Below are 24,552 nucleotides of genomic sequence, written 5' to 3' on the forward strand. Positions count from 1 at the left end.
TTTTAATTTCAAAGGGGGATTTACATGGAAAGATGGGACGTACTGCTAAAATCAAGTATTGCGGCCAGCGGAGGTGTCACTGCGCTGCTATTTGGCGGCTGGCCGATGCTGCTGCAAGTGCTGCTTATCATGACCGTAGCGGACTACATCACCGGCATTATGGCAGCCGGAACTGAAGGCAAACTGCGCAGCAGCGTGGGGCTTATCGGCATTGCGCGCAAGGTGTTCATTTTTGTCATCGTATCGATCGCGCATCAGGTGGATGTTGTGCTTGGAGGGCAGCATCTATTAAGGGATGCGACGGTTTTTTTTTATATGGCGAACGAATTGCTGTCGATCATTGAAAATGGCGGGCGCCTAGGCGTGCCGCTGCCGCCGGTTATTAAGCAGGCGGTGGAAGTGCTGAAGGGAAAAGGGGGAATTCATGATGAGCATCGACATTAAGCAGCGCTTACTTCCAGATGGAAGAGGGAATAAGCCGAACCTTGCCATGAAGCCGATGTATCTTACCGTGCACAACACGGACAATACGGATGCCGGAGCAACAGCAGAAGCGCATTCGAGATATTTGCTGAATGGCAGCGGAGGTGCGAAGAAGAGCTGGCATTACACGGTGGACGATAAGGGTGTTTATCAACATTTGCGAGATAATGAGCAGGGATGGCATGCAGGGGATGGGACAGGCCGTGGGAATGCCTTGTCCATTGGAGTAGAGGTGTGCATGTACGCAGGAATCGACGAGCAGGTTGCATGGCGCAATGCAGCTGAACTGCTGGCCACGCTGTCAATCCGGCACAGCATTGCGCCTGAGCGCATCGTGCCGCATCGCCATTGGAGCGGGAAGGCTTGTCCATCCCGACTGCTGCCGCATTGGCAGCAATTTATAGAGATGGTGGCGCAGGCAAAAGAAGCAATGTCAGGTGCCCCCAGTGAAACGAAGCCGCCAACGAATTCGGCTTCAGATCCGAATTCTGAACAGCAACTGCGTGCTGAGCGGGTAAAGGTCATTTGGGAAGGCGCAATGGGAGAGAACTCGCAAGGCTTCTTGATTGACAACAAGGTCTACGTCCCGGTACGCGAGGTTGCGAAACACAGCGGACTGCGCGTGCAATGGGAAGCGGCGAAGAGGCAGGTTGTCGTTCACGCAAACGCAAGCAGCAAATAGAATGAGGCGACTGGCATGAGCTTAGCCTCTAATGTCGGACCAGCCCAGATTAGAGAAGATCCTGCCTCGTGATCCTGTTTTGTATCCGGTCCATCCACCATATTTTCGGTTAAAGCTATTGCTATAAAAGCCTGTCCATGCTCTAGCCTGCCAGAAAAGAATACTTTTCCATCTGACTGCACATTCTAACATAATGTGACATTGTTGCTCGTGAACAACTTTCCTTAATGAGTACAACTTTTCTTGCCGGTTCCAACAGGTTGTTGCCGGTTCAATTGTTGTAAAAAGAGGCAACACTGTTTCTATAGACCCACACGGGATCGTTGAGGTAAGATAGGATTCCGGGTTGGAACGGCATATTCCAAAATATGCCTCGGAATAAGGAGTCAGGGAGGGGTCAGCGTGAGCGCGGACATATATGCAGATATGAAACAAGGGGAAAAAGGTGCATGGATTAGCATTGCTGCCTATATCGCCTTATCCGCATTCAAGCTAGCTATTGGCTTATTCTACCAATCGAAGGCGCTGCAAGCAGATGGATGGAACAACTTAACGGATATCGTCGCCTCGCTTGCCGTTCTTATCGGACTGCGCATTTCGCAGAAGCCGCCGGATCGCGACCATCCCTATGGTCACCTGCGGGCTGAGACAATCGCTGCCTTAATTGCATCTTTTATTATGGCGACTGTCGGGATTCAAGTGATCCTATCCACAGTACAATCCTTGTTCAATGGCGAATCCACAACGCCGAACCTACTCACGGGATGGGTGGCGCTAAGCTGCGCGATCGTCATGTACGTAGTGTATTTATATAACAAGCGGCTGGCCGAGCGCATTCGCAATCAAGCGCTTATGGCGGCAGCACAGGACAACCGTTCCGATGCGTTTGTAAGTATTGGCGCAGCCGTTGGTATTTTTGGCGCTCAGCTAGGTCTTAGCTGGCTCGATCCGCTTGCCGCATTAACGGTTGGCTTCATTATATGCAAGACAGCATGGGACATCTTCCGGGATGCAACCCATACATTGACGGATGGGTTTGATGAGGCGCAGCTTGAACGTCTGCGCAAGACGGTGGAAAGCACGGAAGGCGTACGCATGATTAAGGAAGTGAAGGCCCGCCTTCATGGAAGCTTAGTGCTCGTTGATGTTGTTGTGCAGGTTGATCCGAAGCTAAGTCTGATTGAGGGGCACCATATTTGCGATGACATAGAGCATCGAATGAAGCGAAAGCACAATATTACCCATGTACATGTGCATGTGGAGCCTATGGATGCTGAATCGAGTAGCGCAGCACAGCAGCAATTGGTGTAAAACATATGATAGAAAAAAAAAACGTGTTCAAGAGTGGCGATATGGTCGTCCTCAAGGGCACGTTTTTTTGTGTTTTCTTTTATAAAAACAAGAGAGAAGGGCAGCGGGTTTCAAGCATTGGTGATGCAGCACTAGTATAAGGATTATCTAAATATTGTAAAAAGTTTTGCTATTACTGGAAATAGTTAGGTAAATAGTCCTATTAAAAGGTTACAATTTTGTCTTTTTTAAGAGAATAGACCGATAGTAACCGGCAAAGAAGGCTCTATATAATTATGGCGTAGGGGAAATGGGATGTCATTACAAATATAGAATTTAAAATTAAAAATAGAAACAATTGACATCTTGTTCATATGAACATCGACTCAACATTCGGTTCGCGATTACAGTAATGACCAACAACTTAGAGGAGGATTTTCCTATGAAGAAGAAATTACTGTTAGGCGTAATGATGTTCACAATGGCAGGTCAAATGATAGTGCCGTCACTGCAAGCTGCGCCTGCAAGCAATGCGGTGCAGGCCGCATCTACAGCAAGCTCTAATCAGAATAAAGGAGAGATTGTGCAATCTGTTAATTTGAGAACGAAGCCGAGCACTTCATCCTCAATCATACGATTGGTGAAGACAGGCGAATCCGTTACGATTTTGGACAAGCCCAACAGCAGTTGGTACAAGGTGAAGGATGCCAAAGGCAACACGGGGTATGTAAGCTCTCAGAGCAAATATATACGAGTAGGAAATGCTTCATCCGGCTCGAATAGCCCGGGAAATTCGAACAGCAGCAATGATTCCTCATCGACCTCCCCCAGCAAGTCTGGAGAGATTGTGAAATCTGTTAATTTGAGAACGAAGCCGAGCACTTCATCCTCAATCATACGATTGGTGAAGACGGGCGAATCCGTTACGATTTTGGACAAGCCCAACAGCAGTTGGTACAAGGTGAAGGATACCAAAGGCAACACGGGGTATGTAAGCTCTCAGAGCAAATATATACGAGTTGGGAATGCTTCATCCGGCCCGAATAGCCCGGGAAATTCAAACAGCAGCAATGATTCTTCATCGTCCTCCTCCAGCAAGTCTGAGAAGATGGACAAAGTGGAGAACGTAGCGAAGAAATACATGGGCACTCCTTATGAATTCGGTTCCGATCGGAACTCTACCAAAACATTCGATTGCTCCGATTTTGTACGTCATGTTTATAAGGAAGCGCTAGGCATCGTACTGCCTGCAGATTCTCGCAAGCAGGGCGCTTATATTCAGGATCAAGGCGGCGTGAAAAAGAGCATAAGCCAGTTGGAGCGCGGGGATTTGCTGTTCTTTATGACTTATAAGGGATCGAGCGCGTCCAGTTATAAAAATGTAGATAAATCAAAAGAGCGAATTACGCATGTCGGCATGTACTTGGGCAATGGCAAAATCATTCATACGTACTCGAAAGATTCCGGTGGCGTTCGAGTTGACGATATTCGCAATACGAGCTGGGAATATCGATTCCTGTTTGGTGGAAGTGTAGTGAAATAGAAAGCACTCATCGCTGAAAATAGTGCTGAACGCATCGAAAAGGGCTATCCATCATGCAGCGAGGCTGCAGAGATAGCCCTTTCTTTTGCCTAGGAATAAGCATCTAATCAACATACTCACGCATGTACACTGTACTCATCCATATGTTGTGGAACATGTAAGTTCCTCATTATTGATATTTGGGAGGCCCTTGCTGCTCATCGATCTTCGGCCTTGTACGATACTTCTTTGTCTTCGCCATGGCAACTGCGATCCATGAGCTAAGCAAACTTAATGGAAGCAGCAGGGCGGTTGTGGTGTAGCGTATGGTATTATCCTGATACAGCACGTAAGCAATGACAAGCACCATAAGCGGCGCATAATCTACATATCGAACCATTCGATGTCTGATGCCTAGGCGATTCTCAACGATACCGAAGCAGAAAAACCCGGCAACAATAATGGCAGCGAACAGGAATGTGCCGCTAATCCAGCCGAGAGCTCTCATGAGAAGAGCAAGCGTGATTAGGGCGTATCCGATGAAGCCTACTCCAGTAAACAACATGTTGCATCAACTCCTTGGCTAAGATCCTAATCGTAGATGATTACGTCAGCAATTGCAACACGGTACGGGCACAGGCCTTTGGATCCGTCATTGCAAGAGCGCCAAGCTGCCGCTTCTCACGCAGCCTGTCATAGTGATGCTGCAATTCGTTGAACCAACGTGTAATGGTCTCGGGCGATTCAATTTTTTCACCCATGCCATGCTCTGTGAAATATTCGCAGTTCTCTTCTTCTTGTCCAGGTATCGGATCATAGAAGAGCATCGGGATGCCCTTCATCATTCCTTCTGTACAAGTCATTCCCCCAGGTTTCGTTACCAATAAATCGGAAGCATCCATTAGACGCGATACTTCTTGCGTATAGCCGAATATATGTATGTTCGGATGCTGGAACAGTGGATCCTGCTCCATGCGTGCGATCGCCTTCTGATTGCTCCCCATGCAGAACAGAAGTTGAATGTGATCGCGCCAGGTCGTCATGTATTGGAGCAGCTCCTCATTCAGTGACAATCCCCAGCCGCCGCCCATTACCATCACAGTCGGGAGTGGACGCAATCCGAGCTCATGCTGCGCTTCCGATTGCGGACAGCGCTCCCAAAACTTCGGGTGAACGGGAATGCCAGTGACGACGATGCGGCTATCATCAATTCCGCGTTCCAGCAGCTTGCCACGTACTTCTGGAGCGGAAACGAGGTATTTCGTAACTTCTGGGTTAATCCATGTGCCGTGCGCATCGTAATCCGTAATCAATGTATATAAAGGAAGATGAAGTCCGGAACGCTTTAAGCGCGATACGATGATATTCGGAAACGGATGGGTACACACAATCGCATCAGGGCGCAATTGTTCGAGCACGTGAGAAGCTTGTGTGTAGAAAATGCGATGCAGTGCGAGCTGCGTGACACGGTTCAGCGATTTTTTATACTTTTTTCGATACAAGAGTCCAACTAGCTTTGGCTGCGTGCTTACCGTCTTACGATAAGCAGCGAAGATCAGCGGGCCGACCGTCGGATTCAGGAATTTGCCTAGCTCAAGGACGCGGGTTTGCACATCGGGCTCCAATTGCCGCATTCCATCCGATAAGGCATAGGCCGCTTGCGTATGGCCTGTACCGAATCCTTCCGAGAGAAGGATAATTCTCTTTTTTCGCATGTTCTCACCCACAATCATTATAACCGGAATCGTGAAAGGAAGCATCAGCCAAATACGACGAAACTAGGCGGTCATTTTCCTTCAGTTTAGTTGAATTTCAAGGGCAGGTATGATATGGTTCAAATAACGGCATATGACTATAATCTTTAATTGGTCATTCAGTCAAATGTGTTCCAGGAGAAAGGAGGCGGGGGATATGACCATTGACCGCCGAAAACAAATCGTAGAAGCGGCAGCGCAATCCTTTGCTTTGTTCGGGTACAAAGCGACAACGATGGATCAAGTAGCGAAGATTGCCAAGGTAGGCAAGGGGACGATTTACACGTTCTTTACGAATAAAGAAGAGCTGTTCGATGAGATTTTACAGCAGCTCATTTACGAGATGAAGGAGATCGCGGATCGGGAAATTGCCGAGGACAGACCGTTTATTGATAAACTGTACCGCGTACTGGATCGCGTACTTGATTATCGAAGCCGCCACGAGCTGGCAATGAAGCTGTCTCAAGAACTGCGCGACTTCGGTACCCCAATGGCGAAGGAAGCGCTCGCCAAGATGGAGCAAGAATTGCTTGAATACATAGAGCGTGAAGTTCGCGTTGCTATGGAGCGTGGTGAGGTGAAGCAAGGCGACCCGAAGGTAGTCAGCTTTGTCATGCTGCAATTGTATAAGGCGCTTACGACCGAATGGAACAAGCTGAATGAGCCGCTCGATAAGGAAGCCATCAAATCTTATTTTCGCCTTCACTTTATGGAAGGCTTAACGATACGGGAGACTTAGTAAGCGAGGACGATACAGATAGAGCAACACCCTTCTGGCAGATTGAAATGAAGCAGACTGCGGAAGGGTGTTTTTTCATATTTGTGATTTATTTTTTAATTACGACCATCTGAGCCTTTTCTAGGATTTCAGATAAAGCCGCTATGTTATGCTTCGGATCCTTGCTGAAATGAGCAACCGTCAAGCCAAGCTTGTCTGCATTCAGCTTCTCCCACGCTGCATCATCCAACAGTACAATCGTTTTGGCAAATCCGCGCGATTCTCCAATCACAATATCACCGCCGTATTGGCCAGCTAACTTCACGCTCTTCAGCTCTGCCACTGTTTTACTCGTCTTCGCAAAAATAACTGCTTGATCACCTGTCACTTCAGGCAATTTGGAAATGATTTCGGTTGTATCTTTATCCTTCACTTGCTGAAGCAGTCCATCATTGAACAAGCCCTGCGCGGTTGACTTGCTGATGGCAATGACGCGGTCATCCGCCTGTTTTGCATCATACTTCAACACAAAATCCTCAGTCTTCGTGACATCATTCTTCGTGTTTTCAAGCGCTTTCTTGATTTGCTCCTCCGAGCCATACATAATCAGTCCGTTTGCCTTCGTTCCAAATAGACTGCATCCTGTTGCCATAACAAGTACAAGCATCATCGTTGCCAATATTCCAAGTTTCTTTTTCATTCGATGCACCTCAATTGCCAGTAGTAATGATTACATCGTTAACGATACAGCAGGGCAGATATCGTTGCCATTGGTTTAGATGACAGCACTCTTTCAATCTCGTAAGAAATAGGACTATAGTATCAAAATGGCTTCCTCTGACAAGAAGTTATCCGCATAAGATAATAATTTTTCTCCATTTTACCGTTATAGTAGATATGTACTTTTTTGTTCCTATGGGACTACTCATACGAGCAGAACGGGAAGGGAGAAGATAAGGTGTACCCATCAAGAAAAAAATCGACATGGCTCAGCCTAACGCTTGTATTGGCGCTGCTCATTGGCATGCTGCCGCTGCAAGGCATCGCAAATGCGGAAGATACGATTACAGGTATTGCTTTTGAATCAAATGTATCCCCTGTATACGTCACGGTAGAGGGATCCTCCGTGCAGCTGAAGGTGCTGGGCACAGTCAGCGGCAAGACTGACAAGAAGGATGTTACGAGCTTGGCTACATGGACCACATCGAATCCAAGTGCGGTTAAGGTGGATGCAGGTTGGGTGAGTGGTGTAGGCAAGGGCACTTCAGAAATTACAGTTAAGTACCAAGGATATACGTTGAAGAAAACGGTTGTATCTGAATATTTATTTGATCAATTGGTTGTTAAAGTAGGAGACACTTCTCAAGAAGTTGGGAATGAAGTGTCAGCTAAGCTTGGAGATAAGCTCACTTGGAAAGTATTCGCCCTCGACAAGTCGACGAGTACGAATAATGATGTCACGTCGGAGGCTTCCTGGACTTCCTCCAGTACGGATGTTGCTGACGTGAATAAAGGTGTAATCACACTGAAGTCTAAAGGGAAGACGGACATTACCATCAAGCATAAAGGCTTGAGCAAAAAAATCGAGCTGAAGGTCGAACAGCCTTATGACAAGCTGGAACTGTCGCCGGAGAAGCTGATTGAATTTGAATATGGCGCAGCGTCCCAAACGGTAACAGCTAAGGCGAAGACAACAGATGGAAAGCTTGAAGATGTAACTGATAAGGCGGATTGGACAACGAGCGATGCGAATATCGCTGAAGTGAAAAACGGGGTCGTCAAGCCAATTAATGTGGGAACAGCAACCGTAACCGCTAGCTACTTGGGCTCCTCGCAGTCCATTACAGTAGTCGTGCGCGCTTCTTACCAAGCAATGCGCATTACACCGGATCAGAAGCAGCATGTTATGCTTGGGGATGGAACGCTTCAAGTGCAGACCTTCGTGCTTAACTCTGCGGACAATCAGCAGGAAGTGACAGACCTTGCGGAGTGGACTTCCAGCAACCTGATGGCTGCAACTGTAGATCACGGCAAGGTGTATGCGAAGAGTGAGGGCACAGCAACGATAACTGCTTCTTACAAAGGCTTGACTAAATCCGTTGAAATTACGGTATATCCAACGATTGAGAAGCTAAAGTGGACAGAAGAAGATAAGGATGCGAAGCCCGGCGATAATCGCAAGCAGAACTTGATCTTGGAAGATGTGAAGCCTATGCCTAAAATCAGCGGTGTTGCTCTGAGCGGCAATACGCTGGATGTATCGGAATTGGTGCACTGGACGTCCTCGAATGAAAGTGTTGTCTCCATTAAGGACGGCAAAATGAAGGCAGTAGCAGCGGGAACGGCAACTCTGACTGCGAATGTTCGCAATCAATCACTTCTATTAGAAGTAACCGTTCAGCGCAAGGCGCTCCTATTGCAGGCAAACAACACGGATGTTAGCGTCGTGACCGGCCGCGAGCAGCCATTGCCTGAAGTGAATGTCATTTATGCAGATGGAACAGAAGAGAATGTAACGACTCAAGTAAAATGGGAGTCAAGTTCTCCAAATCTGCTCGTTCGCGACGGGAAGATGAAGGGGCTTATTGCTGGGCGTGTAACGCTGACAGGTACGTTCTCGAATGTGAAACTGTCAATTAAGGTGACAGTTGAAGAGGAAATCGTGAAGTACGCTATCGTACCTTCCGAGGTTCGCACGAACGTGAATAAGTCCCAATCTGTTAAGGTGACAGGGACATATAGAAATGGCAAGACAATTGCTCTTGGTTCACGCATTAAGTGGACGGTTGAGAATGAAAAGGTAGCGACCGTGCGCGGCGCTACAGTGAAGGGTGTAGCGATCGGCAGCACGAAGCTGGTCGGAGAGTATCAAGGCAGAAAGCTCGAAGTGGTCGTACATGTTAAGCCTCGCTTGCTGAAGCTTGAGTCGAATCCGACGAGTGTAAAGCTGGGCATCGGTCAGTCTGCTTCGTGGAAGGTGCAAGCGATTTATGATACGGGTGAAGTTGTGGATGTGACTTCTTCCGTGACATTCGTTCCTTCCAACTTGAAGATCAAAGCAGCAAGAGGTACGGTACAGGCCGCTGCCAAGGGCAGTGCAACCCTGAAGTTTACCTTCGATGGAAAGAGTACTTCGATGCGTGTAAGTGCGAAATAATCAACTTTCGTGGAATATGGTGAACGATAGCCTGTAAAAAGGGACTGCTGGGGCAGTCCCTTTTTTGATATAAATGTTCAGATGATCCGCAATAGGGTTACATGCTAAGCACTTGCACCTTCTGGGGCAGCTGCACTGAATAGCTTTATCTTGATTGTAATCGTGGCAAATGCGAGCAGAGAGAATCCGATTCCGCACCAGATAAGCTGATGCATGCCGAGCTGGGAAATCATGAAGCCTGCAACTGCGGTACCAATTGTAATCCCCAAGTTAGAGAAGGATACGAATAGACTGTTGCCGAATTCAGGTGCTTCCTTGGCTTCTGACGTCAACCAGGTTTGGCTGACAATCAGTCCTCCAGAATGCACGGTTCCCCAAATGAATATCATCCCAATCATAAGAAACAGATAGGTTCCTGCATAATAGACAAGCAAATACACGAACGAATACAGAAGAGGGAACAGCAAAATCGTTTTTGTTGTATTCTTTTGCAGTAAGGTTCCGAACAGAAAATTCCCGATTATCATGACAAGTCCGAATACCATAAGCATAACACTGATGAGTGAGCCGTTCATCCGAGTAATCTGGCTCGTATACTCGGCAAAATAACTATACACGGAGAACATAGCTGCGAAGATAAAGATAACGGCTGCAATGTTAAGCCAAAGTCCTGGCTTGCGCAAAATGCCAAGCTGCTTGCCGTAAGACATTTTCTCCTTGACTGGCATCGATGGCAGCCAAATGAGCAAACCAATCAATGCGATAGCATTCACCACTGCTCCAAATAAGAAAGAGGCCGATAACGAAATGCGCTCCGCTAAATAGGATGTAATTGGCACTCCGAATGCAAATCCTACAGTGATCCCAGCAAATACGCGTACGACTGCCTTGCCGCTTTGTTCCGGGGGAACCAGGCTTGCAGCAGCTACGAGCGCAATGGAGAAGAATACAGGATGGAACAAAGCAGGCAATATCCGAAAGAGCAGCATAATCTCAAAATGCGAGGTGAAAGCATAGACGATATTAGACAGCACGAACATGGAAATTGCCGTGAGCAGAACGCTCTTACGATTAAATCGGGAAGCAATCAAGGTTAGGAACGGGCCGCTGATGGCTACAATCAGTGCAAATAAACTTACGAGCCATCCAGCTTCAGAAGCGGTGATCTGAAATTTCTGTGAAATTTGAGGCAGCACGCCTACAATACCCATTTCCGTCGTAATAATGCCAAATACTCCAAGTGACAGGATAAGAAGCAGTAAAGGGTTTGATTTACTCATTTTCAAGGTGACTCCATTTCATCTCATAATGATTCAAGCATGTTCAATCTAATCCTAATAAATAAATATCTATATATGTAGATTTGAAGATACAAAAAAAGAAGAACTTCCTCCTTTCCTATAAATGATGGGTAACATACTCGGCGTATTCTCGTATTGTCTGTTCATTACGGCGATAGTACGTCCATTTGCCGACTCGTTCAGACTCCAATAATCCAGCCTGCTGCATGGAGAGCAGATAGCTTGAGATGACCGATTGCGCAAGCCCTGTTTTTTTCTGAATATCGCCAACGCATACGCCTGTAGCAAAAGAAATTCCATACTGAATATATTTCTCTTCGTCGAAATGCTCCTCTGGGTGCTTTAACCACTGTAAAATATTGAGGCGTGTATCATTGGATAATGCTTTGCAAATGAGTAAAGGATCCATACGCTTTATTATATCTATATTTATAGATTTGTAAATATGACAAATGACTGTGCGGTACTGTCCATATGAATGTTCCATAAATTATATCAATATGCGATACAACGAATATAAATACATATAAACTCGTTCAACCTATACTTTTTTTAAGAAGAAATTGGATTATGTGTGTCGAAAAATGCAAAAAAAGAACAAGAATTTATAAACATTTATAATGATCTATGCATGGGGTGGGAATAGGTTATATTGGCTCTATACAAAGAAATTACCGACTATTATATCTTATCAAGGGCATAAAAATATTAAATTGCCATCAAGTTGGCACGATGTTAAAATAATGAATCAATACAAATGAATAATTATGAATTCATCATGTGGACGTGTGAAATGTTGTCGAATCTATGTTGCGTATGTCGATCACTTTATTATAGAAAGGTTGCTTCGTATGAAACTGAACGGATTACCTCCCAAGCAAGGATTATATGATCCAAGGTATGAAAAAGATGCGTGCGGTATGGGCTTTATCGCTCATATTAAAGGGGAAAAGTCTCACGAAATTGTACGTCAGGCGCTGCAGATGCTGGTAAATATGGAGCATCGCGGCGGTCAGGGAAGCGAGCCGAATACAGGGGATGGAGCAGGGATTATGCTGCAAATCCCGCATCGTTTCTTTGTCAGAGAGATGGAACAGCAAGGAATTGCACTTCCTGATGCAGGTCTATATGGCGTAGGCATGCTGTTCCTGACACAAAATGAGCGTGTGCGTGAAGCGCATGAAGCTCGTCTTCGCCGCATTGTTGAGGAGGAGGGGCAGACCTTGCTCGGGTTCCGCACCGTTCCGACGAATGGAGAGGGCCTTGGTCAATCAGCGAAAGCCGTCCAGCCTTATGTACGCCAGATGTTCATTGCACGGAGCGAAAATATCGAGAATGAGCTTGCCTTTGAGCGTAAACTGTATATGATTCGCAAGCGGGCAGAGCAGGAAATTCGGTATACTGGCGAAGAAGAAGCGGGTACGTTCTATATTTCGAGTATGTCGTGCCGGAAAGTCGTATACAAAGGAATGCTGACGACCGAGCAAGTCGGTCAATTTTATCTCGATTTGCAGCATGACTCGCTCGAATCAGCAATAGCTCTTATACATTCGCGCTTCAGCACAAATACATTTCCGAGCTGGGAGCGTGCACATCCGTATCGCTATATGATCCACAACGGTGAGATCAACACGCTGCGCGGCAACGTGAACTGGATGCATGCCCGCCAGACACTGTTCGCATCTGATGTTTTCGGCGCTGATTTGGAGAAGGTGAAACCGGTCATCAATGATGATGGCTCGGATACAGGCATGTTCGACAACACCTTTGAATTTCTGTATTTAGCGGGCCGCCCGTTGTCGCATGTTGCAATGATGATGGTGCCGGAGCCATGGAACAACCATGACAGCATGGATCCTGCGAAGAGAGCTTTTTATGAATACCACAGCTGTCTCATGGAGCCTTGGGATGGTCCTGCCGCCATGGCGTTCACGGACGGCGTGCAAATTGTCGCCACCTTGGATCGGAACGGATTGCGCCCATCCCGTTATTATGTGACGAAGGACAATATGATCGTGCTCAGTTCAGAAGCGGGCGTACTAGATATTCCACCTGAGCAGATCGCATATAAGGATCGGCTGCGCCCGGGACGGATGCTTGTCGTTGATACGGAGAAGGGCTGCATCATTTCGGATGAGGAAGTGAAGGCGCAGATTGCGGAAGAGAATCCGTATCAGTCCTGGCTCGATGAGCATTTAGTAGGGCTTGAAGATTTGCCGGATGCACCGGAAGTACCGGAGCCGAAGCATGAAAATGTGCAGCAACGCCAGCAGGCGTTCGGCTATACGTACGAGGAGCTGCGCAAAATTATCGAGCCTATGGCGGCTACAGGTGTAGAGCCGCTGGGATCAATGGGGTACGATGCGCCGCTGGCTGTTCTATCCGAACGCCCGCAGCGGCTGTACAACTATTTCAAGCAATTATTCGCCCAAGTTACGAATCCGCCTATCGACGCCATTCGGGAAGAAATCGTGACCGCGACGAGCACGACGATTGGACCTGAACGAAATCTTCTACTTCCCGAGCCGGAGAGCTGCCGACAAATTAAGTTGGATTCGCCGGTGCTTTCAAATGAGGATTTCGCTAAGCTGCGCCACATTCGCCGGCCGGGATTCAAATCGATTACGATACCGATTCTATTCACGGCATCTGAGGGAGCGGCAGGTCTTGAAGCTGCCTTAAAGACGATGTGTGAGGCTGCTGATCGGGTCATCGGCAAGGGACATAACTTGATTATCTTATCTGACCGCGGCGTAGAGGAGGAACAGGCTGCAATCCCGGCGCTGCTCGCGGTATCATGCCTTCACCATCATCTAATTCGTCAAGGCACGCGTACGAAGGTAAGTCTGCTGCTGGAATCGGGCGAGCCGCGCGAGGTTCATCATTATGCACTGCTGCTCGGCTATGGCGTCAGTGTGGTGAACCCGTACGTTGTATTCGAAACGCTCGATGATATGATTCGCCAAGGCATATTGCATGGCATTACCCATGAGAAGGCTGTTAAGAACTATATGAAGGCGGCGACCAAGGGCGTCGTGAAAATACTATCAAAAATGGGTATATCCACAGTACAGTCGTACCGTGGCGCTCAAATATTTGAAGCCATCGGATTGAAGCAGGACTTTGTCGATCAATACTTTACATGGACGCCGTCTCGAATTGGCGGCATTGGATTGGAGGAAGTCGCGCAGGAGGCGTTGTCTCATCATTATCGTGGCTTTTCCGCACAGCCGGGAAGAGACGCAGAGCTTGATTCCGGGGGCGAATATCAATGGCGCAATGACGGGGAAGAACATCTGTTCAATCCGCAAACGATTCATACGCTCCAGCATGCGGTGCGCACGAACGATTATCGACTGTTCAAGAAGTATTCCAAGCTCGTGCAGGGCGAATACAATAGCAGCCGCACGCTTCGCTCCTTATTCGTCTTAAAACCCATAGGGCCAGCGGTTCCGCTTGAAGAAGTAGAATCCGTGGACTCGATTGTAAAGCGATTCAAGACGGGAGCGATGTCGTTCGGCTCGATTTCGAAAGAAGCGCATGAGAGCTTGGCAATAGCGATGAACCGCATCGGCGGCAAGTCGAATTCCGGTGAAGGCGGAGAGAACCCGGCTCGCTATGTGAAGGATGCGAACGGCGATTCTAGACGGAGCGCAATTAAGCAGGTTGCTTCCGGTCGCTTCGGTGTAACATCAGACTATCTTATCAATGCGGATGAGATCCAAATTAAGATGGCGCAGGGAGCGAAGCCGGGAGAAGGCGGACAGTTGCCTGGGCGCAAGGTATATCCGTGGGTCGCTGAAGTACGCGGCTCAACACCTGGGGTGGGACTGATTTCGCCGCCACCGCACCATGATATTTACTCAATCGAGGATTTGGCAGAACTGATCTATGATTTGAAGAATGCGAATCCACGTGCGCGCATCAACGTGAAGCTCGTCTCGGAAGTCGGTGTCGGAACCATTGCCGCCGGTGTTGCCAAGGGACGTGCAGATGTAATCCTCGTCAGTGGTTATGATGGAGGCACGGGGGCTTCTCCGCAAGGCTCGATCCGCCATGCAGGTCTGCCGTGGGAGCTTGGATTGGCGGAGACGCATCAGACGCTGATCCTGAACAATTTGCGTGACCGCATTGTCTTAGAGACGGACGGGAAGATGATGACAGGACGCGATCTAGCCATCGCCGCCCTGCTCGGTGCAGAGGAATATGGTTTCTCCACAGCGCCGCTTGTAGCCGTCGGCTGTATCATGATGCGGGTGTGCCAGCTTGATACATGTCCTGTCGGTGTGGCAACACAGAATCCAGAACTGCGCAAAAACTTCACAGGCGATCCACAGCATGTTGTAAATTTAATGCGGTTCATTGCGGAAGAGCTTCGCGAATGGATGGCGGAGCTTGGGTTCCGCACGCTGAATGACATGATCGGACGTACAGAATGCTTGGATATGAAGAATGCGATTGACCACTGGAAGGCGAAGCATCTCGATCTGTCTTCGTTGCTGCATCAGCCGGAGATGCCGGAAGGCTCCTCGCGTATTCAAGTTCGCGAACAGAATCATGGCCTAGAAGAGACGCTGGACATGAAGACTCTCGTTCCTGCAGCTCGAGCAGCGCTGGAAGCGGGAACGCCTGTTGAGGGAACCTACCCGATAAGCAACGTAAACCGTGCAACGGGGACGATTTTGGGCAGTGAAGTAACGAGACGATATGGAGCGGCAGGATTGCCGGAGGATACGATTCGCTATACGTTTATTGGGTCAGCTGGACAGAGCTTCGGCGCATTTGTTCCACGCGGCATCACGTTAACGGTTGAAGGCGACAGCAATGATTATGTTGGGAAAGGGCTCTCAGGCGGCAAAATTATCGTGAAGCCGTCTGCAATTGCAACCTTCGCGGCAGAAGAAAATGTCATTATCGGCAACACGGCATTCTATGGAGCTACTGGCGGTGAGGCTTACATCCGGGGCATAGCAGGCGAGCGCTTCGCCGTCCGCAATTCAGGCGTACATGTGGTCGTTGAAGGCGTAGGCGATCACGGCTGTGAATACATGACCGGAGGCCGTGTAGTCGTACTCGGCAAGACAGGCCGCAACTTCGCAGCAGGGATGTCGGGAGGCATTGCTTACGTATGGGATGAGGATCAGACATTCGTGAACCGCTGCAACTTGGAAATGGTGCTGTTGGAACCGCTCGAAGGAGCAGAGGCGCATCAGGTTCATGAGATGATTGAACGTCATGTGCAAGCGACAGGCAGCGCAATTGGCGGCCGCATCTTGCAGCAATGGGATAATGGAGCGCGCGGGCGCTTCGTCCGTGTTATTCCGAAGGACTATAAACGAATGATGCAGCAAATTGCAAAGGTCGAGGCACAAGGCATGACCGGAGAAGCGGCGCTGCTTGCGGCATTTGAAGCGAACATGCGTGATTTGTCACGTGCTAGCGGAAACTAAATTATGGTATGATAGCTATGGTCTGCAGCTTGGAATATCCGGGCTCAGGCCATGGCTTTTTTTGTTTTGTACAACTTCTACTGAAATTGTTGGTGATACAATGAAGCTTTCGCCTAAAGGAGCGTTCCGGAATTATACGCGGGAGATGAATGTTTTTATTTGGGCTAGCATGATTAACTCAACAGGCGGCGCATTGATGTGGCCGCTCACGACGCTATTTGTTCACACGCAGTTAAATCGTTCCTTGGCTGATGCAGGGTTCGTCATTCTCATGCAAATGCTTGGTGGAGTATTTGGACAGTTCCTTGGCGGCGGATTGTACTATCGGGTTGGGGTTCGGCGCTTGCTTGTATGGGCGCTTGCGATTACCTCTGTTTTGCAGTGCTCGCTTGTATTCACGGCATATGCGAGCTGGTGGGGCTATGTTATTACAATGGGAGTCATTGGGCTTACGAATTCCGTATCGATGCCTGCGATCCAATCGTTCATTGGCTTCCGCTGGTCTGACCGGCGGGATGAATTGTTCAATGTCATCTATGTCGCGAACAACATCGGAGTTGCACTGGGGACTGCACTCAGCGGTGTACTGGCTGATATCTCATTTAATTTGACCTTCCTGCTGAACGGGGTCACGTCAGCTGGCTTTGCGTTCTTCTTCTACCGTTTCTTGCAGGGAATGAAGGAAGAAAGGGATGTAACTGCGGACGAGAAGACAAGCGGTGTGCCGGATCAGTTGGATATAATTTCAGCGGTAGATGCAAGCAGCAGACCACAGCCGGCAGCAGGGGTTCTTCCGGAGCAGACGATATGGAATAAACTCGCTGCTTACCGCATATATTTGTTCATGTCCTTGGGGGCTATGTTCATTTGGCTGGCGAACTCATTGTGGGGAAGCGGCATTGCACCGCATATAGCTGATCAAGGTATGGGATTCTCCATGTACAGCTTGCTGTGGACGCTGAATGGCGTACTCATTTTTGCGGCACAGCCGATTACAACATGGATGAAGCGCACAGTGGCGAAGCGGATTACGGATCAGCTGACTTGGAGCGGCATCTTCTATGGCGCAGCTTACATTATCATCTGGATTGTACCGAATTATGCCGGCTTCGTGCTCGGCATGGCGCTCGCAACCCTCGGAGAAATGCTTGTATCTCCTGCTGTTCCAGCATTCCTGTCAGCCAGGGCTGGGCGTGAAGCGCCATTTTATATGGGGGTTGCAGGCGGAATCAGCTCCATTGGAAGAATGATAGGGCCATACTTGCTAGGCGTTACCTACGATCAGAGCGGACTTATTGGCGTAGCCATCATTTCCATGGTCATTGCTATTTTATCGGTCATTAGTTTCATCATCCATGCATGGCTTCAGAAGCAGGATACCAAGCAAACAGGGAGCAAAATGTACTCGTCGACAGAGTCAATATCGTAAACCCTTATATCGACAAAAATAGAACCAGCATATTTAAACTAACGCTCCAATATCCGACAGCATCCCTTAGCAATCTGGACTATAATGATCCATAATATGCGAAGACATGCCAGCTTGCATCATAATAGAAGTGAGGGACCGTGAATGATGGAGAAGGTGGAGAAAGAGAAGCTGGACTGTATAAAGAGATGTGAGGATGCTCCAGCCACGGCAGTTGATAAGATGGTGCTTGATGTGATGGACGTGTTGAAGCAACTGGGTATTAACGAGACTGTCTGGTTTCAAGAGGTGAGGAGGCTGCAGTCTTGATCTCTTCATATAGAATCGAACAAGCAATGCAAAATGCAAACATGGAAGAATAGAAATATAGAAATGAAAAACATCCTCCTGGAACCCTGAGCGTTCTAGGGGGATGTTTTGGTTGTATGACAGCTAGCCTGCGCTAGGAATGTTCGATTGTAATAGGATGGTCTGAACTCGCTATCTCATCGCCCTCTCGGCGCGGACAAAGGCAATGAACCGACGCGCTTCATCATCTGTAAGTTCTCTTCCATCGATCGTAAGCCGGAATTTTTGGAGCAGCGCATCATCCGATAATTCCAAGGAATCTGCAAATTCCCGTACACGAGGTGTCAGGTCAGGAACAGCTATGCGACCAACCAAAAAATCTATAGACACTTCGAACAAATCAGCTAATGTAGTCAAGGTTTCAAAATCAGGCTTTCTGCGATTTTTTTCATAATGAGAGAGCGCGGCCCGAGTAATCCCCAGCTTTTCTGCTAATTCCTCCTGCGTCCATCCCTTCTGCTCGCGTAAATCCGATATTCGATTTCCCGTATTCATGCTAATGGAGCCCCCTTCTAATTCCGCGATGCTAACTTGGATGAAATAAAATGTCACATAGACACAAAAATAATCCGAATTATGAGTTGACATGATACGAAATGTATCGTAAGTTTAAAATGGAGTTTTGATACAAAATGTATCTTTTTCCGTAGGGAGTTATGACAAAGTGTATCAATCATGCAATTTGTAGTCAATTCCTTATATTTCAACTTACATACTGATTAGAACAAAAAATCTGAAAATGGAAGCATTGTTTCCTCGAAACAAAACGAAGCGATCAGACTTTAAAAATAATCACCAAATCGTCACAATGACATCCGTTCTCATATTTTACTATATCTCGGAGTATTGCGCACTTATGAAATTAGTCCTAGATCCGAATCGGAGGAATAATTTTTTGATTGATATATACTGCCATTTGCTGCCCCGAGTAGACGATGGATCAAGACATGATGCAGAGGCGCTCGACTTGACCACAATGTAGCAGGCATCGGATGCGCACATGTACATCGCAGAGGCTTTGAATGGAAGCAGGATTATGAGCTGCTATAGAAATCGTATGGTTCATCATTTGTTCAAGAGATGCAAGAAAATGCGGTGCGCCTCATTCATGATGAACCGATAACCCCAGTGCCAACGGTGTAGCCCTGTAAAGCGATGAACAGCAGACTACGAGGAGGATGGAACAATGGAGCTGGATATGAAGCATATACTTCGTACATTGTGGAAGAGAAAGATATTCATTATGGCGGTTGCGCTTATTGCGATTCTTGCATCAGCCTATTACAGCTATGCCATTCTCGTTCCGCATTACGAAGCGTCGACCAAATTGATCGTGAACAAGACACGCATCGTTGAAGGGGAGAGCAACCTCAACATTAACGATCTGAATGCGAATATACAGCTCATCCAAACCTATAAAGAATTGATACGTACAGACTGGATTACACAGGATGTGCTGAAACTTCACCCAGAATTTAAGCTAACCCCTCATGAACTGCTTGCCAAAATCAAGGTTTCCTCCATGAACAACACGCAAGTGATGACGATTTCCGTAACCGATCCTTCCTACAGTCAGGCAGCTGATTTGGTGAATGCCATCACGAACATATTTGTTAAGAAAATCCCGAACTTATATCAAATTGATAATGTAACCCTGCTTACGGCAGCAGATCGCAATTTGCATCCCGCACCCGTTGAGCCGAATCGGCTCTTGAACTTGATCATTGCCGGAGTGGCAGCCTTAGTAGTGAGCATCGGAGGGGCATTTGTTCTCCAGCATTTTGATGACAGGATTCTAGAAGAAGAAGATGTCGAAATTGCCGTTGGTGCACATGTGCTCGCAATCATCCCGTACATTCGCAGACAAGACGTAAGACGGCGTTCCTCTAAAGCATCACCGAAAAATGAAGTTTCACCTTCGAAGGGAGGAGAAGTATATGCGGCGACTCAGCGATAGCTATGCAATGATCACAGCCCGCAACGCTTTATCTCCGGTTACCGAATCCTTCCGGGCATTATGCACCAACTTGCAATTTATACAGGGCGACAGTGGTGTATGGACGCCTCATGTCATTGCAGTCACCTCAGCTTATCCAGGGGAAGGAAAGACAATAACGGCAGTAAATCTGGCAGTCGCTTATGCTCAGGAAGGGAAGCGTGTGCTGTTGATCGAGGGCGATATACGCAAGCAGAGCTTTAAGGGCATATTCGGTCATGAAGGCGGAAGCGGTCTCGTGCAGGCTATTCATGCTGATGAAGCTCCCGTCGATGCAGCCTATGCATCTGCCATTGAAAATCTTTTTGTCATCCCTGCAGGTTATATGCCAGGAATCCCGAGTGCGGATTTGTTTGCCTCCAAGCGGTTTGAAGGTTTTGTTCAACTGGCAAGAGAGCAATATGACATCGTCATTATGGATACACCGCCTGTGCTGGTTGTGAATGATGCGAAGCAGATTGCACTGCGATGCGATGGGGTGCTGCTTGTAGCCCAGTCTGGACGAACAAGGCGGAAATGGCTGCAGCAGGCACAATTTCAACTGGAGCGAGTCAATGCGAACTTATTAGGTACAGTGCTGAATCGCTATAAAGGCAGACAAGAAGCGGGCTTGCAGGCTTATTCCGGTATGAAGCGCTAATCGTGTTTATGCTTGTTGCTTATGTAAGCCTTAAGTTAGAGGCATGAGCACAGATAATGATTTGATAGGTGATGTCTCCTATACCTCTATCATCGGAGATACTCGGCCATGCTGTGGGCTAGGCAGCCTTAGACGTTCATCGTCAAGGGTGTGGCGTGAGGAAGGGTTAGATGCCCTATCTAGTTATGTATTTAAAAGTATTAGAGTTATACCGTGCCATGGTGCCGTCTACTTGCGAATGAAGCGAATGTTGGGCACGGTATAGCTGTTACTTTTAAGAGTGTAGGAAAGGAAGAAGGCCAATTGGACAATAACATCAGAAAAATGTCAGCATTGATGAGCATGGATATTTTGCTGACGGGTGTGAGTGTACTGTGGGGGTTTGCGTTACATTGCGGATTTGTATGGACGAACGAGTTGGTCAGGCAATGCCTGAGTTTTGCCCTGCTCGCAATGGCTGTATCAATTATAAGTTTGCATTCTTTTAAGCTTTACCGAAGGGTATGGGTATATGCGAGCATCCAGGAACTGGTCAGCATATTAAAAGCAGTAAGCTGCACGACCATCGTTTCTGTTCTGCTCTGGAACTTGGTATGGGCTCCTGTCCTACCGCTTTCCTTTGTTATTACTATATTTGAGACGATGCTGCTGACAGTAGGAGGGACAAGATTTGCCCTGCGCATGCTGCGCAAATACCCTTTTGCGGTTGGGCGACGCAGTTCAGTTGCAGTTACGCAGCGTGCGCTTATTGTTGGTGCGGGAAGCTGCGGAAGTGTAATCGCTAGCGAAATGCTGAACCGCCCCGATGAGCACATCGTGCCTGTGGCATTTGTAGATGACGACGCAGCCAAGCACCGTTATAAAGTACACGGTGTATCGATAATCGGGAATCGTCACGCCATTCCTGAGCTGGTACGTTCCCTCAGCGTGGACAGCATTATCATTGCAGCTCCCTCCGCGCCAAGACGAGATATTAAGGACATTATCGATATTTGCAAGCAGACAAAGGCTAGATTGCGAACGGTCCCAAGCATCCATGATCTGATACAGGGCAAGGTTACATTGAATGAAATTCGAGATGTGGGGGTAGAGGATTTACTTGGCAGAGAGCCTGTCCGGAAAAATTTAGATGAAATTGCATCCTATCTGCATAATCGAACGGTGCTGATTACAGGTGCAGGAGGGTCGATTGGTGCGGAACTGTGCCGCCAGGCTGCATCGCTCGCACCGAATCGCCTTATTCTGCTCGGTCATGGAGAGAACAGCATCTATCAAATTGAAATGGAGCTGCGCCATAATTATCCGACACTTCTTATTGAGACGATTATTGCGGATATCCAAGACAGAGACAAGATTGAATCGGTATTTGCGTATTACCGTCCTAATGTTGTTTTTCATGCGGCTGCCCACAAGCATGTTCCGCTAATGGAGCGGAATCCTGCCGAGGCAGTAAAAAACAATGTATTTGGCACCAAAAATGTTGCCGAATGCGCAGATTGCTATGATGTTGACTATTTCATGCTGATCTCGACTGACAAGGCTGTCAATCCGACAAGCGTGATGGGAGCGACGAAGCGGGTTGCAGAAATGATTGTGCAGAGCATGAGCGTAACGAGCAAAACGGTATTTACTTCAGTTCGGTTAGGAAATGTGCTTGGCAGCAGGGGGAGTGTCATCCCTCGTTTTAAACAGCAAATTATGGCGGGAGGGCCGGTAACGGTCACGCATCCGGAAATGATCCGATATTTCATGACGATACCCGAAGCCGTTCAATTGGTAATCCAAGCGGGTTCCTTAGCAAAAGGCGGGGAAGTGTTCATCCTGGACATGGGGAAGCCGACGAAAATCGCGGAGTTGGCTAAGGATTTGATTCGTCTTTCCGGGCTCGAGCCGGATGTGGATATTTCAATCGAATACACCGGAATCCGTCCCGGTGAGAAGCTGTATGAAGAGCTACTTACGGCTGAAGAAGGACTGACCTCTACGAAGCATGATCGCATCTTTATTGGCCGTCCAGCCATCCATTCAAGAGTGATGCTGGAAACGAACCTGTCAAGGCTGTCTCTTGTACTGACAGATGAAGCAGACCATATCCGCTCTGTGCTGAAGCAGCTTGTTCCCTCTTATGTGCAGTGCATTCCCATCGAGTCTGCGGCTCATCCATCCAATCCATCAGATGAGGAAAAATACGAAGAGATTCCATGGTCGGAAGGGCAGCTTACGCTTGTTTAGCGATGAGCCTGCCGCATGCTGCCGGCTGTAAGCAGGATTAGAAGCAAAACTAAGGAGCTTAAAATCATGGCAGACGGTCATTCTGTGGCTTGGCCACGCAGCAAGGAACAGCAGCATACAGGGCAACGACCAGAGCACTGCATAGAGCAGCAAATCGATCAACCAACAAAGTGGCGCACTGATCACTGCACAGAACAACGAGCAGATCAAGCGGATTACCGTACGGATCACTGCATAGTGCAGCAAACAGAGTCACGTGCCGGTGCATCTCTGGCCCGCTTATTTTCTTGGACGCTAATCGGCAATGTCGTGTATGCAGCATGTCAATGGGCGATGCTTGTTGTGCTGGCGAAGTTCGGGAGTCCAGAGGATGTCGGCATATTTTCGCTTGCTTTAGCTTTGACTGCACCTGTATATTTACTGACAAATTTCCAGCTTCGCGGTATTCTAGCGACTCGAACCAAACCCAATAAGCGTGAGACGGATCCCGGGTCAAGAAGGAAGCTGGAGGAACTAGGTACGGGAACATACGTAGGTTTCCGAATCGTATCCTCTTGTACTGCATTATTGATATCTTTGCTTCTTGCAGTCTGCGGCGGGTACAGCGGGCAAGTATGTAAGGCAATCGTACTCGTTACCTGCGCGAAAACAATCGAAGCCATATGCGATATCGTCTATGGCTGGTGGCAGCAGCACGAGAAGATGCGATGGAGCGCAACATCCTTGCTTTTGCGCGGCGTTTTCTCATTCGTGGTATTCGGCGCGATATACGTATGGATAGGACAGTTAATCCCAGCACTTGTTGGTTACGCCGTTGTCTGGCTGCTCGTTCTGCTGCTGCACGATCTGCCAAGAGCGAAACGCATTGAAGGATTCGGTATCAGCTGGAAAACAGCGGAATGGGGCAGTCTGCTGCGCTATTGTTGGCCAATGGGGGCTGTTATGATGATCGTATCGTTGCAGTCGAACGTACCTCGTTACTTCATTTCACATGTATACGGCAATGAAGAATTGGGCTATTTCTCGGCATTAATGTACGTGATGGTAGCGGGAACGACGATAATTAGCGCCATTGGACAGAGCGCCAGCCCCCGTATAGCTCAGTTGTATGCTTCTGGAGACAAGAAGGGGCTCATTTACCTGCTTCAGCGCATGATTTGGCTGATAGGGGGTGGATCATTCCTGCTGCTGCTGGCCGTTATCCTTGCAGGCAAACCTCTTTTGACGCTCCTGTATAACGCTTCATATGCAGCCTATCAAGACATGTTCGTGTGGATTACCGTTGCCTCAAGCATCGGCTATGCAGCTTCCTTATACGGCTTTGCCTTAACGGCTGCGCGCAAGTTCTGGAGCCAGTTCATGGTAAGCCTAGTTGTGTTGGGCGTACTGCTTGCCTATACGTGGCTCTCGATAATCTTTGAGGGCGGGACAATCCATGCTGCGTACGCACTGGTATGTGCCAACATTGTACAGTTTATAGGAAGTGCATGGCTGCTGCGCAAATCGATTCGCGAGTGCGAATTCATGAAGCAGCTAGGGGTATGATGGTT

Annotated in this window: 19 protein-coding genes; 13 read left to right on the forward strand and 6 right to left on the reverse strand. The window is 48.0% G+C overall.

Translation table 11 applies throughout. From position 1 onward, the window contains the following. The first annotated feature begins 24 nt into the window (after positions 1-24). The 4 genes from ACQ5BJ_RS13150 (at position 25) to ACQ5BJ_RS13165 (ending at position 3,998) form a co-directional block, all read left to right on the forward strand. Positions 25-444, forward strand: a complete 420-nt coding sequence (locus ACQ5BJ_RS13150) for a phage holin family protein (RefSeq protein WP_005542628.1) — start codon at positions 25-27, stop codon at positions 442-444. Continuing rightward, a complete protein-coding gene (locus ACQ5BJ_RS13155; RefSeq protein WP_430110652.1) occupies positions 428-1,165 on the forward strand; it encodes an N-acetylmuramoyl-L-alanine amidase in 738 nt (245 codons plus the stop codon). The genes ACQ5BJ_RS13150 and ACQ5BJ_RS13155 overlap by 17 nt, the downstream gene beginning before the upstream one ends. A 402-nt stretch (positions 1,166-1,567) precedes the next feature. Beyond that, positions 1,568-2,476 (forward strand): cation diffusion facilitator family transporter, encoded by a 909-nt coding sequence (locus tag ACQ5BJ_RS13160; protein WP_430110649.1) that lies wholly within the window; start codon positions 1,568-1,570, stop codon positions 2,474-2,476. Positions 2,477-2,897: 421 nt separating this feature from the next. Then, positions 2,898-3,998, forward strand: coding sequence for an SH3 domain-containing protein (locus tag ACQ5BJ_RS13165; protein ID WP_430110646.1), 1,101 nt, complete (start codon positions 2,898-2,900; stop codon positions 3,996-3,998). 169 nt (positions 3,999-4,167) lie between these two features. Here the strand turns inward: ACQ5BJ_RS13165 and ACQ5BJ_RS13170 are convergent, their stop codons facing one another. Together ACQ5BJ_RS13170 and ACQ5BJ_RS13175 are read right to left on the reverse strand one after the other, a co-directional pair. Then, positions 4,168-4,542, reverse strand: coding sequence for a permease (locus ACQ5BJ_RS13170; protein ID WP_268599963.1), 375 nt, complete (start codon positions 4,540-4,542; stop codon positions 4,168-4,170). Positions 4,543-4,582: 40 nt separating this feature from the next. Continuing rightward, positions 4,583-5,692, reverse strand: a complete 1,110-nt coding sequence (locus tag ACQ5BJ_RS13175) for an MGDG synthase family glycosyltransferase (RefSeq protein WP_268599964.1) — start codon at positions 5,690-5,692, stop codon at positions 4,583-4,585. A 196-nt stretch (positions 5,693-5,888) separates the two neighbouring features. Between ACQ5BJ_RS13175 and ACQ5BJ_RS13180 the strand changes: the two genes are divergently transcribed. After that, positions 5,889-6,470 carry a TetR/AcrR family transcriptional regulator gene (locus ACQ5BJ_RS13180; protein ID WP_430110642.1) on the forward strand — a complete coding sequence of 194 codons (582 nt, stop codon included), beginning with the start codon at positions 5,889-5,891 and terminating at the stop codon, positions 6,468-6,470. An 88-nt stretch (positions 6,471-6,558) separates the two neighbouring features. Here ACQ5BJ_RS13180 and ACQ5BJ_RS13185 read toward each other — a convergent pair whose 3' ends face one another. Next, positions 6,559-7,149 (reverse strand): lipoprotein BA_5634 family protein, encoded by a 591-nt coding sequence (locus tag ACQ5BJ_RS13185; RefSeq protein ID WP_268599965.1) that lies wholly within the window; start codon positions 7,147-7,149, stop codon positions 6,559-6,561. A 258-nt stretch (positions 7,150-7,407) separates the two neighbouring features. On the opposite strand from ACQ5BJ_RS13185, the gene ACQ5BJ_RS13190 reads away from it, so the two are divergent. After that, entirely contained in the window at positions 7,408-9,606 is a 2,199-nt protein-coding gene (locus tag ACQ5BJ_RS13190) for an Ig-like domain-containing protein (protein ID WP_268599966.1), read from the forward strand. Between the two features lie 104 nt (positions 9,607-9,710). Here ACQ5BJ_RS13190 and ACQ5BJ_RS13195 read toward each other — a convergent pair whose 3' ends face one another. Together ACQ5BJ_RS13195 and ACQ5BJ_RS13200 are read right to left on the reverse strand one after the other, a co-directional pair. Continuing rightward, the gene (locus tag ACQ5BJ_RS13195) at positions 9,711-10,886 is read right to left on the reverse strand and encodes an MFS transporter (RefSeq protein WP_430110638.1); all 1,176 of its coding nucleotides are present in this window, start codon (positions 10,884-10,886) and stop codon (positions 9,711-9,713) included. Positions 10,887-11,004: 118 nt separating this feature from the next. Continuing rightward, positions 11,005-11,316 carry an ArsR/SmtB family transcription factor gene (locus ACQ5BJ_RS13200; protein ID WP_040734812.1) on the reverse strand — a complete coding sequence of 104 codons (312 nt, stop codon included), beginning with the start codon at positions 11,314-11,316 and terminating at the stop codon, positions 11,005-11,007. 442 nt (positions 11,317-11,758) lie between these two features. Here ACQ5BJ_RS13200 and gltB point away from each other — a divergent pair, with 442 nt between their 5' ends. The 3 genes from gltB to ACQ5BJ_RS13215 all read left to right on the forward strand — a co-directional run bounded on the left by gltB (position 11,759) and on the right by ACQ5BJ_RS13215 (position 18,095). Continuing rightward, positions 11,759-16,357, forward strand: coding sequence for a glutamate synthase large subunit (gene gltB, locus ACQ5BJ_RS13205; RefSeq protein ID WP_430110635.1), 4,599 nt, complete (start codon positions 11,759-11,761; stop codon positions 16,355-16,357). Between the two features lie 100 nt (positions 16,358-16,457). Beyond that, positions 16,458-17,786 carry an MFS transporter gene (locus tag ACQ5BJ_RS13210; RefSeq protein WP_040735054.1) on the forward strand — a complete coding sequence of 443 codons (1,329 nt, stop codon included), beginning with the start codon at positions 16,458-16,460 and terminating at the stop codon, positions 17,784-17,786. A gap of 144 nt (positions 17,787-17,930) precedes the next feature. After that, complete coding sequence (locus tag ACQ5BJ_RS13215; RefSeq protein WP_163975108.1) at positions 17,931-18,095, forward strand: hypothetical protein; 165 nt, start codon at positions 17,931-17,933, stop codon at positions 18,093-18,095. Positions 18,096-18,266: 171 nt separating this feature from the next. Here the strand turns inward: ACQ5BJ_RS13215 and ACQ5BJ_RS13220 are convergent, their stop codons facing one another. Then, on the reverse strand, positions 18,267-18,629 hold the full coding sequence (locus tag ACQ5BJ_RS13220) for a helix-turn-helix domain-containing protein (RefSeq protein ID WP_005542607.1): 363 nt from the start codon (positions 18,627-18,629) through the stop codon (positions 18,267-18,269). Positions 18,630-19,320: 691 nt separating this feature from the next. On the opposite strand from ACQ5BJ_RS13220, the gene ACQ5BJ_RS13225 reads away from it, so the two are divergent. The 4 genes from ACQ5BJ_RS13225 (at position 19,321) to ACQ5BJ_RS13240 (ending at position 24,547) form a co-directional block, all read left to right on the forward strand. Beyond that, on the forward strand, positions 19,321-20,091 hold the full coding sequence (locus ACQ5BJ_RS13225; protein ID WP_005542606.1) for a YveK family protein: 771 nt from the start codon (positions 19,321-19,323) through the stop codon (positions 20,089-20,091). Beyond that, positions 20,072-20,770 (forward strand): CpsD/CapB family tyrosine-protein kinase, encoded by a 699-nt coding sequence (locus ACQ5BJ_RS13230; RefSeq protein ID WP_005542605.1) that lies wholly within the window; start codon positions 20,072-20,074, stop codon positions 20,768-20,770. Before ACQ5BJ_RS13225 ends, ACQ5BJ_RS13230 begins: the two co-directional genes overlap by 20 nt. A 303-nt stretch (positions 20,771-21,073) precedes the next feature. Continuing rightward, on the forward strand, positions 21,074-23,002 hold the full coding sequence (locus ACQ5BJ_RS13235) for a polysaccharide biosynthesis protein (RefSeq protein ID WP_430110629.1): 1,929 nt from the start codon (positions 21,074-21,076) through the stop codon (positions 23,000-23,002). Between the two features lie 66 nt (positions 23,003-23,068). Then, positions 23,069-24,547 (forward strand): lipopolysaccharide biosynthesis protein, encoded by a 1,479-nt coding sequence (locus ACQ5BJ_RS13240; protein ID WP_289356392.1) that lies wholly within the window; start codon positions 23,069-23,071, stop codon positions 24,545-24,547. The last annotated feature ends 5 nt before the right edge of the window (positions 24,548-24,552 follow it).

The organism is Paenibacillus sp. B1-35 (genome assembly GCF_050474385.1).
GTDB classification, from domain to species: domain Bacteria; phylum Bacillota; class Bacilli; order Paenibacillales; family Paenibacillaceae; genus Paenibacillus_B; species Paenibacillus_B alvei.